Here is a 14,887-nt window from a genome sequence, read left to right as displayed (position 1 = left end):
GAAAATGTGAAATTAAAATATAAAACCAAAATAATGACATAAAAGATAAAAAAACCGAATCAACAAACTGTACTATTTATCCTTCAGTTTTTGCACGCTATAATCCCCGCACGTTTTATTCACTATACCCTAAATAATTCGAGTTGCGTGAAGGCGGCAACTGCGCGAATCCCCAGGAGCTTACAGCAGTAAGTGACTGGGGTGAGTAAGGGCAGCCAACGCACAAGCAGCTTGAAGTATGACGGGTATATTCATTCTTATCTCACTTCAATCAGTAACGTTAATTTCTGACGGATGCAAATACCGTCGGCGGTAATTTATTCGCATTTTATTCATCACTATTTATTCCGGCAAGCATCGGAATAACAGCATTTTCCTGCCTGAAGCTAGGAGCGTAACATGTTTGATGTCGTTGAGCTGTCGCGGCTGCAATTTGCCCTGACTGCCATGTATCACTTTCTTTTCGTCCCGCTGACGCTGGGGTTGTCTTTCCTGCTGGCCATTATGAACACGACTTATGTGTTGACCGGCAAGCAAATCTATAAGGATATGACCAAATTCTGGGGCAAGCTGTTCGCCATCAACTTTGCGCTGGGCGTGGCAACCGGTCTGACGCTGGAATTCCAGTTCGGCACCAACTGGTCTTACTATTCTCACTACGTGGGCGATATTTTTGGTGCGCCGCTGGCGATGGAAGGGCTCATGGCGTTCTTCCTCGAATCCACGCTAATCGGCCTGTTCTTTTTCGGCTGGGATCGTCTGACCAAAGTCCAGCATATGCTGGTGACCTGGTTCGTCGCGCTAGGCTCCAACTTTTCCGCCCTATGGATTCTGGTCGCCAACGGCTGGATGCAAAACCCGATTGCCGCCGAATTCAATTACGAAACCATGCGCATGGAAATGCTGAGCTTCGCCGAACTGGTGCTGAACCCGGTCGCGCAGGTGAAGTTCGTCCACACCGTGGCAGCGGGCTACACCGCCGGCGCGATGTTTGTACTCGGGATCAGCTCTTACTATCTGCTGAGAGGCCGCGATATCGCCTTTGCCAAACGCTCGTTCGCGATTGCCGCCAGTTTTGGTCTGGCCTCGGTACTGTCCGTAATCGTGTTGGGTGATGAATCCGGCTATGTGATGGGAGACGTACAAAAAACCAAGCTGGCCGCGATCGAAGCCGAATGGGAAACACAGCCTGCACCCGCCTCTTTCACGCTGTTCGCCATCCCCAATCAGGAAACGATGCAGAACGATTATGCGGTCCACGTTCCCTACCTGCTGGGGCTAATCGCCACCCGTTCGCTCGACAAACCCGTCGTCGGCATTAAAGACCTGATGGCGCAACATGAGATTCGCATTCGTAACGGCATGACGGCCTATGGTCTGCTGGAGGAACTGCGCTCAGGTAATACCGACCCCGCCGTTCGCGCGGAATTTGAGGCTGCCAAGCGCGATCTTGGCTACGGCCTTCTGCTTAAGCGCTATACCGATGATGTCGCCAACGCCAGCGAAAACCAGATTCAGCAGGCAACCAAAGATTCGATTCCCCGCGTCGCGCCGCTGTATATCGCTTTTCGCCTGATGGTGGGCTGTGGCGTGCTGATGCTCGGCATTTTTGCTCTGTCGTTCTGGAGCGTCATACGCGGCCGCATGGGGCAGCGAAAATGGCTGCACCGCGTGGCGCTGTACGGCATCCCCCTGCCCTGGATCGCGATTGAATCCGGCTGGTTCGTCGCCGAGTACGGCCGCCAGCCGTGGGCAGTCGGTGAAGTTCTGCCTACCGCCATCGCCAATTCGTCTCTGGAAGCACACGACATCCTGCTGTCGATGGGACTGATTTGCGGACTGTACACGCTGTTTCTGATCGCAGAAATGTATCTGATGTTCAAGTTTGCCCGACTGGGGCCAAGCAGCCTGAAAACCGGCCGCTACCACTTTGAACAACCGACGACACAATCCCTCGCGACACCTGCAAAACCTTAACGGGAGCCATAATAATGCTGGATTATGAAACATTACGTCTGATTTGGTGGGGATTGATTGGCCTGTTATTCATCGGCTTCGCCATCACTGACGGCTTTGATATGGGCGTGGGCATTCTGCTGCGCCTGCTCGGCAAGACCGATACCGAACGGCGGGTGATGATTAACGTGATCGCCCCGCACTGGGACGGTAATCAGGTCTGGCTGATCACCGCTGCGGGCGCACTGTTCGCCGCCTGGCCGATAGTTTATGCCGCCGCGTTTTCCGGTTTCTACTTCGCCATGATTCTGGTGCTGGCCGCTCTGTTTTTCCGCCCGGTTGGCTTTGATTACCGCTCCAAGCTGGAAGATCGCCGCTGGCGCAACATGTGGGACTGGGGCATTTTCATCGGCAGCTTCGTCCCTACGCTGGTGTTCGGCATCGCATTAGGCAACCTGTTGCAGGGCGTGCCGCTGAGCGTCGATAAATATTTGCGCCTCACCTACCACGGCGGGTTCTTTGGCCTGTTGAACCCGTTCGGGCTGCTGGCTGGCGTCGTGAGTGTCGCCATGATCGTCGCACACGGCGCGATTTACCTGCAAATGCGCACCACAGATGCACTTCAGCGTCGCGCGCAAAAAACCGTCCTAATCGCCAGCGCGCTGATGAGCCTCACCTTCTTACTGGCTGGCCTGTGGGTCGTTACCGGAATCGACGGCTACCTGATTACCTCGACGCTGGATAAAGCGGCTCCGTCTAATCCACTGAATAAAGACGTGGTCCAGCAGGCCGGTGCCTGGTTAACCAACTTTAATGCGCATCCCGCGCTGTGGGCAATCCCCGCATTGGGTGTGGTTCTGCCGTGGTTCACCTGTCTCTTCTCGCGTTTGAACCGCTGCGGCTGGGGTTTTCTGACCTCGTCATTGACGATTGTCTGCGTGATTCTGACGGCAGGAATTACGCTGTTCCCATTTGTGATGCCCTCCAGCTTCGATCCCAATGTCAGCCTGACCATCTGGGATGCGACGTCCAGCCAGCTTACGCTTCAGGTGATGACCATTCTGGCCTGCATTTTTGTTCCCACCATCCTGCTTTATACCAGCTGGTGTTACTACAAGATGTTTGGTCGGGTCGATGCGCGTTACATCGAAGAAAATAAGCACTCCGTTTACTAACGATTTGGGGAGAAAGACAATGTGGTATTTCGCCTGGATACTGGGCACGCTGTTGGCCTGCGCGTTCGCGCTGGTCACCGCGCTGGCGGTTGAGAACCATGAAGCGGGCAAAGACGCCCCTTGAGAGAACGAAGCGCCACCATCGGGCGCTTCATCTTGTACTGATACAGTCATCAGGGCAGACGAAACCCGCTAAGGGCGCTAGAATGCAGACGCTGCGCCCAATCGGATGCCCTCTTTTAACCTGAAATCAGACAACGACATGACAACACCCAGACAGGACAAAACGCCGTGGTGGAGTCAGGGGAAAACCCCAGACTACCGTTTTTCATTAGCGAATGAGCGCACCTTTCTGGCGTGGATTCGCACCGCGCTGGCGTTTCTTGCAGGTGCAGTGGGTATCGATCAATTTACCGTTCATATCGATCCGCTGGTGCGTCAGGGGCTGGCTCTGCTGCTAGTCGTCTGTGCGGCATTGCTCGGCGGTCTGGCCTATCGTCGCTGGGTCAGCAATGAGAAAGCCATGCGTCAGGAAAGTGATATGCCGTACACACCAATGCTGCTGATCGTGACGCTGTTTATCACCCTCATTGCCATCGCGCTTGCCGCCATGATCCTGTTCGGGTAGCACATGGAGACAACACGCGATCCCGGTTTACAGCCGCAGCGAACCGGCATGGCCTGGACACGCACCCTGTTTGTGATGTTGATAAATAGCCTGCTGTGTTTTCGTTTGAGCATGGTAGATGACAGCCGCGCTGTTTTTGCCTGCGCCATCCTGCTTTTGTGCGTCTCCGCTCTGATGTCGGTGCTGGCGATTCTGCGCTACCGCTTTAACGCCTCTTGCCAACCGGTGCTATCACGCGTCAGCCACGGGCTGATCGCCCTTACGTCATCGTCAATCGCGATAACTGCGCTGGTCTTGCTGCTGCACTTCAGCGGCGTGTGGCAAGGATAGATTTTCTAAAAGAAAGGCGGTGAAGCCCAAACGTGCTTCACCGATGAAACTGGCTATTCGATCGAACTTTCCGGGAACAGGAAGGGATTGATGCTACTGCGAGAAAAACCTTCTTCCTCCATTTTCACATCCAGCACCAGCGATGCCAAATCGTCAGCGACGGCTTCTACACGGTGATCTTTTTCCTGATACAACAGTTTCAGATACGTGCCACAGTGACCACAGCTTTCCGCTTTGATAGCGGAATTTTCGCTATCCAGCGACCAATAGTTCAGCTCGCTCGACTCTTCACAGTTGCTGCATTTCACCCGCACCATGTGCCATTCGCTCTCGCACAGATTACAGTGCAGATAACGCAGCCCGCTGGAGGTGCCTAACTGCACCACGCCAGATACCGGAATACTGCCACACACGGGGCAGAACTGGCGATGCTCGCCGGGTACTGCACGCGCTTTACCGGGCAGTTGGCTTGCCATCTGCGCCCAAAACAGCGACAAAGCCGCCCAGATGAACGGGGCTTTGTCATTGCTCTCGGCACGAAACTCGTGTTGCAGCAGTGCCGTTGCCTGTTCTTCCAGCTCCTGCTCTGAGGCTTTTTCCAGATTCTCCAGCGTGGATAACACCTGCCCGCTGGCATCCGGTTTTAATTCTTCGATCAGCGCACGCAGCAGCGTGTGCCAGTGCGCATCACGCGGGAACACCGCGATATCGAGCGGTGGACGTTCGCCGGACTGTTTCAGCACGTCACTCAGGTCAAGCTTCAACGGATGATCGTGCAATACCTTCTGCTGGGCTTCCACCACGCCTGCGGCGAAGGTGAGATAATCCCCCAACGGGTGCTCTTCAGCTAACTGACGCAGACGCTCTGCGCGGCTGCTGTACAGGCTTTTCAGATTGGCAAACAGCAGCGGAGGGATGTTCCCTTCCGTCATCGATTTTTCGTTCTGTTCTAACTGTTCCTGAGGAACAATGCGAATACTCATCAGGGTGGTTTTTCCTGTTATTTACGTTGTCTATCCGATAGATTTCGGGGTGCAGGAAGGCCGCCAGTGCGGTCCGAAAGATAGCAGGTATCGCTCAGCTTTAGCCGGGATTATACGCATCGTGCCTATCGACTTCCTGATTTCCGGCAAGGTTATGGCTGTTTTTCGCCATCAATGCCGCCACCTTCCGCCATGACGGGAACAGTAGCAGAAAAGCGGCAAGCATCTCCACACCTCTAAAGGGGTGATCGGGTCAGACGCTCGCCTATCTGCGCCCGAATCAGCGATGCTAAGACGATCACGCTTTGTTCGCAGCGATCGTCCCATTCGTAGGACGCGTTAAAGCGGAAATAGCGATCGTATTTGTCGCCGGTCGTGAACATTTTCCCCGGCGCAATGCTGACACCCCACTCCAGCGCACGACGGTATAGTTCCGTGCTGCTGACACCTTCAGGCAACTCCAGCCAGAGAAAATAACCGCCTTGCGAATGATTAATGCGGACTTCACCGGGAAAGTGTCGGCGTAGCGACTGTAATGCCGCATGTTTGCGCTGCTCCAGCGCTCGCCGCAGACGGCGCAGGTGGCTGTCATAACTGCTGGTCGCCAGATAATCCGCAATCGCCAGCTGCATCGGTGCGCTGGTTGATAATGTACTCATCAGCTGTAAACGCTGAATGCTGCCCGCATGGCTCCCTGCCGCTACCCAGCCAATACGGAACCCTGCCACCAAATTTTTAGAAAACGAGGAGCAGTGCAGAATCGTGCCTTTTTTATCTAACGCTTTTGCGGGTAGCGGACGTTGCAGGCCAGTGTAAAGCTCACTGTAGACGTCATCTTCTACCAGCCCAACACCGTGTGTCTCCAGCATCGCCACCAGCCGCTGTTTCTTCTCCCAGGACAGCGTGCAGCCAAGTGGGTTATGAAAATTGGTCATCAACCAGCAGGCTTTGATCGGGTAATCATTCAGCGCCTGCTGCAACGCGTCAAGATCGATGCCCTGCTGCGGATCGGTCGCTATCGCAATCGCTTTGAGTTTAAGGCGTTCGATCGCCTGTAGCGCACCGTAAAAAGCCGGGGATTCGATCACCACGTAATCGCCCGGCTCCGTCAGTACCTGAAGACTGAGATTGAGGGACTCCATCGCCCCCGCCGTAATCACAATCTCATCGGGCGAGACGGCAATCCCCTGCAACGCATAGCGCTGGGCGATGTTCTTCCTCAGGCTCTCATTACCCGGCGGCAAATTATCCAGCGCGCTCTGTGGCTGCATATGACGCGCCACCGAGGCCAGCGAGCGCGTCAGTTGACGCTGTGGAAAGAGCTGCGGATCGGGAAACGCCGATCCGAACGGCATCACCGCCGGATCTTTGCTGGCCTGAAGCACATCAAAAATGAAGGCATTGACGTCCACGTCTTCGGTCAACTGAACGCGCTCCTGCCCCACGGGCGAATGCAGGCTGTCTGCCGGTAATGCGGACAGCTGCGGTGCCGCGTAATAACCCGACTGCGGACGCGACACAATCAGCCCCTGACTTTCCAGCAGCTGATACGCGTGCAGCACGGTCATCAGGCTCATGCCCGAGTGCAGTGATTTTTCCCGCAGCGAGGGCAGTTTATCGCCCGGCTGCCAGATCCCTTCCTGAAGCTGCTCACGGATTTGGTGAGCGAGCTGTTCAAACTTTGCCATAGCGCTACGGTTTCGGTGGATGAGTCTGTCATGATTTTTGGCTCGACCATCACCGATGAGTGACGATCGAGAAGGACGCTTTATCGACAATAACGCGTTGTTCGAGGGCTATTTCGCCGCGTAGCGTTGTACAAAATCCAGCAGGATCTTGCGCGCCCAGACGGGTTCCTCCGGAATATCCATCATCCGATCGACATCCCACCCACCCTGTCGCAGGGCCGTTTCATTATGACGCAGGCATGTCAGCATGATGTCCGCGCTGAATTCCGGATGAAATTGTACGGTCAACACTTTATCGCTGTAGCGGATAATCTGGCAGCCATCCATCTCTGAACTCGCCAGAACCTGCGCGCCCGCTGGCGGTTCCAGCACGGATTGCTGATGCGTCAGATAAGCGCCAAACTGCTGCGGATAATCACGCAGTAAGATATCGTGCGCGGCAGCTTCATGGGTTGTCACAACCTGAACGCCGACTTCCTTGCCGTTCGGGTTATCCCCTACTTTGCCGCCCAGCGCATCGGCTAACAGTTGATGCCCATAGCACACGCCCAGCAGCGGAACATCCGCGTAATACGCTTCACGCAACCAGCCCGCGGTGTATTCACTCCAATCCAGCCGATCCGTGACCATCGACCACGAGCCGGAAATCACCACCGCCGCCAGCGTATCAAACGGCGGTAGCGGCTCCCCAAGATCGGGACGAACCACCTTCACCGGCTGCGTCTTACCCTGCACCGCATCGGTAAACCACTTTCCCTGCTGCCCCACCTGAGACGCGATGCCTTCCGGCGGTTGGCCCAACTGAATCACCAGCAATACCTTTTCGCTCATCGTCCTGTTCTGCCCGTATTTGAAAAACCATCAACCTGAAAAACCATCGGTCTGAAAAACCACAAGAATGCGGCGCTCGCTGCTTATAACGAACGTAGCATTATGACTACATGAAAACCAGTATATTGGCCTTCATGAAAACCAGTATCTCGACGAAAACCAGCCACCATGAAAATCTGCGCATAGAAAAAGCCATGCGCATTATTTGGTCATCGTGAAATGGAGCAGTTTGAGGGCAGAAAGAGCCTGCTAACGGGAAGGCTGTTGGTGGTAGGCCAGCGAGAAGACGTCGTAAAAATCAACGTCACCTTTGGTGCGTCGAATTTTCTCTATCCCCGCTTTCACGGCTGACGGCACCTGCTCGTTGTGTAACAGCTTATCCTGCGTGTCCTGCGACACGTGGCGGACAGTAAACCACTCGCCGTTATAGCAAACGCGGAGATCCAGGGTATCAATGTCTTCAAAGCGATAGGTCGGGTTGATATCCACAGAGAGGGCCAGCGTCATCGCCAGCAGGAAAACGGTAAAGCCGAGCAGGTAGGGCAAACCAAAATAAGGGGCATAAAAAAGGATGATCGCGACTGGCACGTAGCTCACCAGCATCGCGGCAAACAGATAGGGGTGAGACTGCATGAATTTGCGGCTAAAACGTATTTTATTGTCGCGTTTTTCTTCCCGATTAATACGTTCAATCTCTTCGGTCAGAAGGCGTTTTACTTCATCCATCGTCATCACCATCGTGCTTGAGGAATACAACACTGCTTGCATCGATTAGAACATAGCCACATGAGAGATAACAGATACAGTTTTCGACAGATTGACTATAACAGTTTGACTGATGCCGGGAGGGATTCTCCCGGCAACATTGACGACAAAATAGCGAGAGTTACGGAATGGCGGGCATCGTGAGATCGGGATCGATCAGATTGTAGATGTGATTGCCAAACACGGGTTGCTGCAACAGTTGATCAACCGCCAGCGCGACATCCCAGCGTGATACCAATCCCAGCGTAGCAGTACCCTGCGTCAGTTTTGCATTGTGCGTCGCGACCACGTCCAGCAGACCGCCGGGACGAACGATACAGTGATCCAACGTACTGCTCTGCAACCAGCTTTCTGCCAGTGATTTCTCACGTACCGCGAAGCCAAATGCGGCTCTGGCGCGTGGCGACAACAGCGGCCAGCTATCGCCGCAGCCCAGTGACGTCACCAGCAGCATACGCTTGATGCCAGCCTGCTCTGCGCCATCGATCACCGTGCGATGGCCCTGATAATTTACCGTGCCGCCGCCCATTGTCGATACCACAATGGCAGAAGGCCCCGCCACACGACAGGCTTCCGCTACCGTTTCCGGGTCGCAGGCATCGCCTTCCACTACCGTCATTCCCTGCTCACGCCAGTGTTTGGCCTGTTCAGGATTACGCAAGACGAGTACGACCGCCTGCTCGCACTCAATGGCGCGCTGTAATAAGCAGGCGCCGACCCCATTGCCTGCGCCGAAAAGTAACCACGTCATACCTGCTCCGGTTGTAATTCACTCGCCAGCGCGCGGAACGCCTCAACCTGAGCGCTCAGCAGTTGACGGTGGCTGTCTCGTCCAAGGAAAATTTTAAACATCGCTGCACCGCTGGTATTAAAGAACACCACGGACGCGGTGTCCATCCCCATGAACTTGCGCTCAATAAATGCAATGTGCTGACAGCTCGTTGCACGGATATGCCCGCTCAGGCCATTTTTGCCGCGCAGGTTAAAGTAACCGTGGCGGTGCGTACCGGTTGGTAACTCGCTCTTGAATTCCAGAATCGCGTCTGCCGTGTGGCTGATAAGCGTCACTTCACCCCAGGTCGCAATCGTGTCCCAGACCTGATCGAAACGATCGCCCGTTGCCAGCGTACGCTGAGCCGCAGGCAAAGCCTCAACGACCGCAAACAGCGAGGTATTATACTTTCCGGCAATCTCTTCCAGTGTGCCATCAGGGTTGGTTGCCAGTAATTCATTCAGTGTCATGGTCATCGTTGCGTCTCCGGTTAGTGCGCATGCTCTTCGGCATTAAGCTGGGGGATAATTTGTTGTAATGCCTGCATCAGGTTATTCGCCCAGAAGCGGCCATCATTGGTCAGGCGCAGGCAAGTGGAATCGTCACAGGTCAACCCGGCCTGATGCCACTGGCTGAGTAACGGCTGAAGTTCACGGGCATGTCGAGTCAGTTGAGGCAGCTTGATACGACCAACCTCAATTCCCGCCTGAAGCTGATGCTGCCACGGCCCGGTAGGGCTGGCTAGCGTCATCATCATGATCGGTTTTTGCCCCTGATCGATCTGCTGATAGTAGCGCTCCAGGCTACGTTCCATCATATAGGCTTGCCCGTTTATATTGCCGCCCGCACCGCTTCCCATTGCCAGACAGTCCGCGCCCTGTTTAATCAGCAGGTTGTACAAGTTGCGTTCACGCGTGGTGTGCGCCCAATGACTGTTGCTAAGCTGGTGCCAACCAGCATCGGCCAGAAATGCCGCGCCAGTCCGGTAAAAATCACGACGGGCCACCACATCAGGTAACGCGACACGCTGGTTTTCGGCCGCTTTCGCCAGCGGCGTGGTCGGTAACAGATTAAGCGCATACAGATCGACGCCGTCTAACGGTAAATCACTGACGATAGCCAGATCTTCGCGCCAGATCTCCGGCGTTTGTTCCGGCAGGCCGAACATCAGATCGCACACTACGGCAGCTCTGTCTCGCTCGCACAGGCGTTCAAGGAAGCGAATTGACTGCTGCTTATCCGACGTACGCGCCATACGCTGACGAATACGGGTATCGAACGTCTGAATCCCAATGGAGAAGCGGTTCGCTCCCGCATCCAGACAGGCATCGATTCGCTCATCGTCAAAATCCATCGCCCGCCCTTCCACCGTGATTTCACAGTCTGGTGCCAGCGGCAGAGAGGTACGGATCGCGCGAATGATCTGTGACAGTTCATCGGCCGCCAGCGCCGTTGGCGTACCACCACCAAAATACACCGCATGAATCGGCGCAGACTGATGCAGCGGGCTGTCCGCTTCCATCGCCAATTCCTGCAACAAATAGCGGGTATAGGTCGCCGTGCTGTCATCACGCAGTTTGTTTTGGTAAAAACCGCAGAACGTGCAGTGCGTGGCGCAGAAAGGAATGTGCAGGTAGAGCAGACGCTTACGCGCAGGCACGGTCTGCTGCTTAAGCGTCTGCCAACCGGCCGGAATCTGTTCTGGTGAAAGCGGCACATGGTTGCGCCAAGGCATTGCCATACGTCGGGCGCCAAAAGGCTGCTCACCGGGCTCGGCATAATACGGCGTCAAATCGATGTTCATTAACGGCCCCCAAATAATCAATAAAATAAATTAAATGATAATTATTTTTATTTGGCAACGAGGAGAAAACGTAAATGAATGGGCTGAATTTGAATACAGAAAAATAACGACAGGGATTAACAAATTGTTTTCTTTTGTGCAAACTGAAAATCATGCCCAAAAACCATACCGCTATTTTATTTCAGAGGGTTACGGTGTATCCCTCTTTGTTTTTTTAACAAGTACGAAAAAAAAACAGCGTTTATTAAAGTTCGTTAATTTGGGTAATAAATACAGGCAGGATCGATGAATGTTTCCGTCCGATGGCATCAGCGAAAAGAAATAAACAGAGCATAAAAAGAACGAAAGAAAGGAAAATAGCCGACCTTCAGGCCATGATTTAGGCCTGAAAGTCGGTATGGGGCTTACTGAATACCCTGACTGCGCAGGTAATCTTCATAGTTACCGGTGAAATCGATCACTTTATTTGGCGTAATCTCCAGAATACGAGTCGCCAACGAACTGACAAATTCACGGTCATGAGAGACGAACAGCAGCGTCCCTTCGTACATTTCCAGCGCCATATTCAACGATTCAATGGATTCCATATCAAGGTGGTTGGTCGGTTCATCCATCACCAGAATATTCGGACGCTGCATCATCAGCTTGCCGAACAGCATGCGGCCTTTTTCACCACCGGATAATACCTTCACTTTCTTCTTGATATCATCCTGGCTGAACAGCAAACGACCGAGTATGCTGCGCACGGCTTGCTCGTCGTCTTTTTCCTGTTTCCACTGGCTCATCCAGTCAAAAACGGTCAGCGTCTCATCGAATTCGTATTCGTGATCCTGCGCGTAGTAGCCAATTTTTGAGTTTTCAGACCATTTCACCGTACCGCTATCCGGCTCGAAATCACCGACCAGCGTTTTCAGCAATGTCGATTTACCGATACCGTTGGCACCCAGAATAGCGACTTTCTCACCCACTTCGACCATCAGACCCAGCTTGCTAAACAGCGGGCCATTATCAAAACCTTTGCTCAACGCTTCAACTTCCAGCGCATTACGGAACAGTTTCTTATCCTGATCAAAACGGATAAACGGGTTTTGACGGCTGGACGCTTTCACTTCATCCAGTTGGATTTTATCGATCTGGCGTGCGCGCGATGTCGCCTGCTTAGATTTAGAGGCGTTAGCGCTAAAGCGGCTGACGAACGATTGCAGTTCGGAAATCTGCGCTTTCTTCTTGGCGTTATCGGCCAGTAGGCGCTCACGAGCCTGCGTCGCGGCCGTCATGTATTCATCATAGTTGCCAGGATAAATACGTAGCTCGCCGTAGTCCAGATCCGCCATGTGCGTACACACCATGTTCAGGAAGTGACGGTCATGCGAGATGATGATCATGGTGCTGTTACGTTCGTTCAGCACCTGCTCCAGCCAGCGGATCGTATCGATATCCAGGTTGTTGGTCGGTTCGTCGAGCAGCAGAATATCGGGATCGGCAAACAGCGCCTGCGCCAACAGGACACGCAGTTTCCAGCCGGGAGCAATTTCACTCATCAAACCATAGTGCTGCTCAACGGGAATCCCCACGCCCAGCAACAGTTCGCCCGCGCGTGACTCTGCGCTGTAGCCATCCATCTCACCGTATTGCACTTCCAGATCGGCAACTTTATAGCCGTCGGCTTCACTCATTTCAGCCAATGAATAGATACGGTCGCGCTCTTCTTTTACCGCCCACAGCTCACCGTGGCCCATGATAACGGTATCCAGCACGCTGTATTTTTCAAAAGCGAACTGATCCTGACGCAGTTTACCCAGACGTTCATTAGGATCGAGGAAGACGTTACCGCCGCTCGGCACCAGATCGCCGCCGAGAATCTTCATGAATGTAGATTTTCCGCAGCCATTCGCGCCAATCAAACCGTAACGGTTGCCGCCGCCAAATTTAACGGAAATGTTTTCAAACAACGGCTTGCTGCCGAACTGCATGGTGATATTGTTGGTACTTAACACAGCACTTATACTCGAGTCGGAATGTGATTTGGCGCGCATTATGCCACAAGCGCGCGATAGGATCGCGGTTAGTTTTGAGTAATATTTAAGCGATAGCGCATACAGGAGAGAAATGCGATGCCTATACTACGTCGTTTCAAACAGGTCGATGTTTTCACCCAGCAGCCTTTCAAGGGCAATCCGCTTGCCGTCATTATGGAGGCGAAGGGATTAACCGATGCGCAAATGCAGGAGATCGCTCGCTGGACAAACCTGTCAGAAACCACGTTTGTCCTGCCAGCCACCGATCCTTTAGCGGATTACCACGTCCGCATTTTTACGCCAGAATCGGAGCTGCCCTTTGCCGGACACCCTACGCTAGGCACCGCACATGCCCTGCTGGAAGAAGGATTGCGCCCTAAATCTCCGGGCCAGTTGGTACAACAATGCGGTATTGGCCTCGTACCGATCAACATCGGTGAGGATAAGAGCCTCGCTTTTCACGCGCCTCAGGCCACCCTCGTTCCCTTTGACGATGAACACCTGCCACTGCTGGAAAAAACGCTGGGTATTACTGGTTTTGATCGTGCCGCTATCGATACCCGCTACCCGCCCACCGCAGTACATATGGGCATTCGCTGGCTCGTGATTCGCGTAGACAGCGCCGACACCTGTCTGAACATCACACCAGATGCTGAAGCACTCTCAGCCGTGCAAAACCTCAGCCAGACCAACGGCATCGCTGTCTATGGCCCACACGATGGCGCAACGCCTGCCGACTATGAGATTCGTGCCTTCTACATCGAACGCGGTCATCTCAAGGAAGATCCGGTTACCGGCAGCGCCAATGCCTGTCTGGCTGCGCTGCTTCGCCAGCAGCACTCGACGAATAACGTCACCGCACCACTCAGTTATCTTGCACGACAGGGCACCATGCTACAGTGTGATGGTCAAATTACCGTCACTTATCTGAACGATGAACCGTGGATCGGCGGGCACAGCGTCACGATCGTTGACGGTACGTTGGAGGGATAAAGGAGGGATTTTATGGCAGCGCCATTTGCCGATACGTCATTTACAGATGCACTGTATGCATTGCGTCATCAGCCCCATCTGTGCCTCACGATCCAGGAAGAAAGCGATGCCGATGTGCTCTTTACCCTGATTCAGCAGGAAAAAGCGCGTCTGCGGCGTACGTTACCCTGGCCGGATTCTGTTAAGACCGTCGATGACACACGTGAAACCATTCGCGCCAACAGAAAAGCATTCTTCGACAAAACGGCCGCCGTCTACGTTATCCGCTGGGACGACGCGCTGGCTGGCATCGTTTCCTTCAACACGATTCAAGATAAAGAAGGCGTCATCGGTTATTGGATCGCCGAAGCATTTGAAGGCAAAGGCATCGTTTCTCAGGCCGTCAGCACGCTGATAACGGCCTATACCGGTGCGAGCCTCATTGACCGCTGCGTCATCAGAGCCTCAACCGCCAACACGCGTAGCAACGCTGTCGCTCAACGGCTTGGCTTCCACTTTCACCACACGGAGAAAGACGCCGAGCAGATTGGCGAGCAGTGGTTCAATCACAATATTTATCACTATCCTGCCTGATATTACCCCGTATACCTTCCATCACCTGATGCGCTGACCTCCCGGCTGCGCATCAGATTCTTTCTCTTCACGACGCATTACCTTTGCCATATTGTTATATTTTTGTGACTGATATCACAAAAATGTTGAAATCCAATTTCATCTTCGCTACCATTAAAAACGTGATGAACATCACACTTAACTAACCCGTTAGAGGAGCCTGATAATGAAAATGATGCGCAGAATCAGCAAATTCTTTAAAAGAATGGGAGATGTTTATGTCAGTTACTGTGAACGTATTGGGTCAATCATCAGCCCGTTCTGATTGTGATATAAACAATCTCTGAAGCCGCCTCCTAGAGGCGGCTTTTGTTTTTTCATCCTCTCTCATA

General features: G+C 53.5%; 16 protein-coding genes. 7 read left to right on the top strand and 9 right to left on the bottom strand.

Going from position 1 to position 14,887, the window contains the following annotated elements:
• The first annotated feature begins 399 nt into the window (after positions 1–399).
• The 5 genes from cydA (at position 400) to BUB06_RS12405 (ending at position 4,089) form a co-directional block, all read left to right on the top strand.
• Positions 400–1,977 (top strand): cytochrome ubiquinol oxidase subunit I, encoded by a 1,578-nt coding sequence (gene cydA / locus BUB06_RS12425; protein WP_039471337.1) that lies wholly within the window; start codon positions 400–402, stop codon positions 1,975–1,977.
• A gap of 14 nt (positions 1,978–1,991) precedes the next feature.
• Positions 1,992–3,131, top strand: a complete 1,140-nt coding sequence (gene cydB / locus BUB06_RS12420; RefSeq protein ID WP_039471335.1) for a cytochrome d ubiquinol oxidase subunit II — start codon at positions 1,992–1,994, stop codon at positions 3,129–3,131.
• Positions 3,132–3,150: 19 nt separating this feature from the next.
• Complete coding sequence (gene cydX / locus BUB06_RS12415) at positions 3,151–3,255, top strand: cytochrome bd-I oxidase subunit CydX (RefSeq protein ID WP_010295317.1); 105 nt, start codon at positions 3,151–3,153, stop codon at positions 3,253–3,255.
• Between the two features lie 138 nt (positions 3,256–3,393).
• A complete protein-coding gene (locus BUB06_RS12410) occupies positions 3,394–3,759 on the top strand; it encodes a YidH family protein (protein ID WP_039471932.1) in 366 nt (121 codons plus the stop codon).
• 3 nt (positions 3,760–3,762) lie between these two features.
• Complete coding sequence (locus BUB06_RS12405; protein ID WP_039471334.1) at positions 3,763–4,089, top strand: DUF202 domain-containing protein; 327 nt, start codon at positions 3,763–3,765, stop codon at positions 4,087–4,089.
• Positions 4,090–4,142: 53 nt separating this feature from the next.
• Here the strand turns inward: BUB06_RS12405 and fdhE are convergent, their stop codons facing one another.
• From fdhE to BUB06_RS12365, 9 genes are all read right to left on the bottom strand, one after another.
• Entirely contained in the window at positions 4,143–5,072 is a 930-nt protein-coding gene (gene fdhE, locus BUB06_RS12400) for a formate dehydrogenase accessory protein FdhE (RefSeq protein ID WP_010295323.1), read from the bottom strand.
• A 100-nt stretch (positions 5,073–5,172) separates the two neighbouring features.
• A complete protein-coding gene (locus BUB06_RS22380; RefSeq protein WP_256713076.1) occupies positions 5,173–5,298 on the bottom strand; it encodes a hypothetical protein in 126 nt (41 codons plus the stop codon).
• Positions 5,299–5,308: 10 nt separating this feature from the next.
• The gene (locus BUB06_RS12395) at positions 5,309–6,760 is read right to left on the bottom strand and encodes an aminotransferase-like domain-containing protein (protein ID WP_039471332.1); all 1,452 of its coding nucleotides are present in this window, start codon (positions 6,758–6,760) and stop codon (positions 5,309–5,311) included.
• 108 nt (positions 6,761–6,868) lie between these two features.
• Positions 6,869–7,591, bottom strand: coding sequence for a glutamine amidotransferase (locus tag BUB06_RS12390; RefSeq protein ID WP_039471331.1), 723 nt, complete (start codon positions 7,589–7,591; stop codon positions 6,869–6,871).
• Between the two features lie 249 nt (positions 7,592–7,840).
• The gene (locus BUB06_RS12385) at positions 7,841–8,317 is read right to left on the bottom strand and encodes a YlaC family protein (protein WP_039471329.1); all 477 of its coding nucleotides are present in this window, start codon (positions 8,315–8,317) and stop codon (positions 7,841–7,843) included.
• 160 nt (positions 8,318–8,477) lie between these two features.
• The gene (locus BUB06_RS12380) at positions 8,478–9,107 is read right to left on the bottom strand and encodes an NAD(P)H-binding protein (protein WP_039471327.1); all 630 of its coding nucleotides are present in this window, start codon (positions 9,105–9,107) and stop codon (positions 8,478–8,480) included.
• A complete protein-coding gene (hutX, locus tag BUB06_RS12375) occupies positions 9,104–9,604 on the bottom strand; it encodes a heme utilization cystosolic carrier protein HutX (RefSeq protein WP_039471326.1) in 501 nt (166 codons plus the stop codon). The genes BUB06_RS12380 and hutX overlap by 4 nt, the downstream gene beginning before the upstream one ends.
• 14 nt (positions 9,605–9,618) lie before the next feature.
• Positions 9,619–10,932 carry a heme anaerobic degradation radical SAM methyltransferase ChuW/HutW gene (gene hutW, locus BUB06_RS12370; protein ID WP_039471324.1) on the bottom strand — a complete coding sequence of 438 codons (1,314 nt, stop codon included), beginning with the start codon at positions 10,930–10,932 and terminating at the stop codon, positions 9,619–9,621.
• 404 nt (positions 10,933–11,336) lie between these two features.
• Complete coding sequence (locus BUB06_RS12365; RefSeq protein WP_029367417.1) at positions 11,337–12,929, bottom strand: ABC-F family ATPase; 1,593 nt, start codon at positions 12,927–12,929, stop codon at positions 11,337–11,339.
• Between the two features lie 117 nt (positions 12,930–13,046).
• On the opposite strand from BUB06_RS12365, the gene BUB06_RS12360 reads away from it, so the two are divergent.
• On the top strand, positions 13,047–13,943 hold the full coding sequence (locus tag BUB06_RS12360; RefSeq protein WP_039471323.1) for a PhzF family phenazine biosynthesis protein: 897 nt from the start codon (positions 13,047–13,049) through the stop codon (positions 13,941–13,943).
• A gap of 12 nt (positions 13,944–13,955) precedes the next feature.
• The gene (locus BUB06_RS12355; RefSeq protein WP_039471321.1) at positions 13,956–14,516 is read left to right on the top strand and encodes a GNAT family N-acetyltransferase; all 561 of its coding nucleotides are present in this window, start codon (positions 13,956–13,958) and stop codon (positions 14,514–14,516) included.
• The last annotated feature ends 371 nt before the right edge of the window (positions 14,517–14,887 follow it).

It is taken from the genome of Pectobacterium carotovorum (assembly GCF_900129615.1).
GTDB classification, from domain to species: Bacteria; Pseudomonadota; Gammaproteobacteria; order Enterobacterales; family Enterobacteriaceae; genus Pectobacterium; species Pectobacterium carotovorum.
Note: the sequence above shows the minus strand (reverse complement) of the source record. Positions and strands in the feature narration are given on the sequence as shown.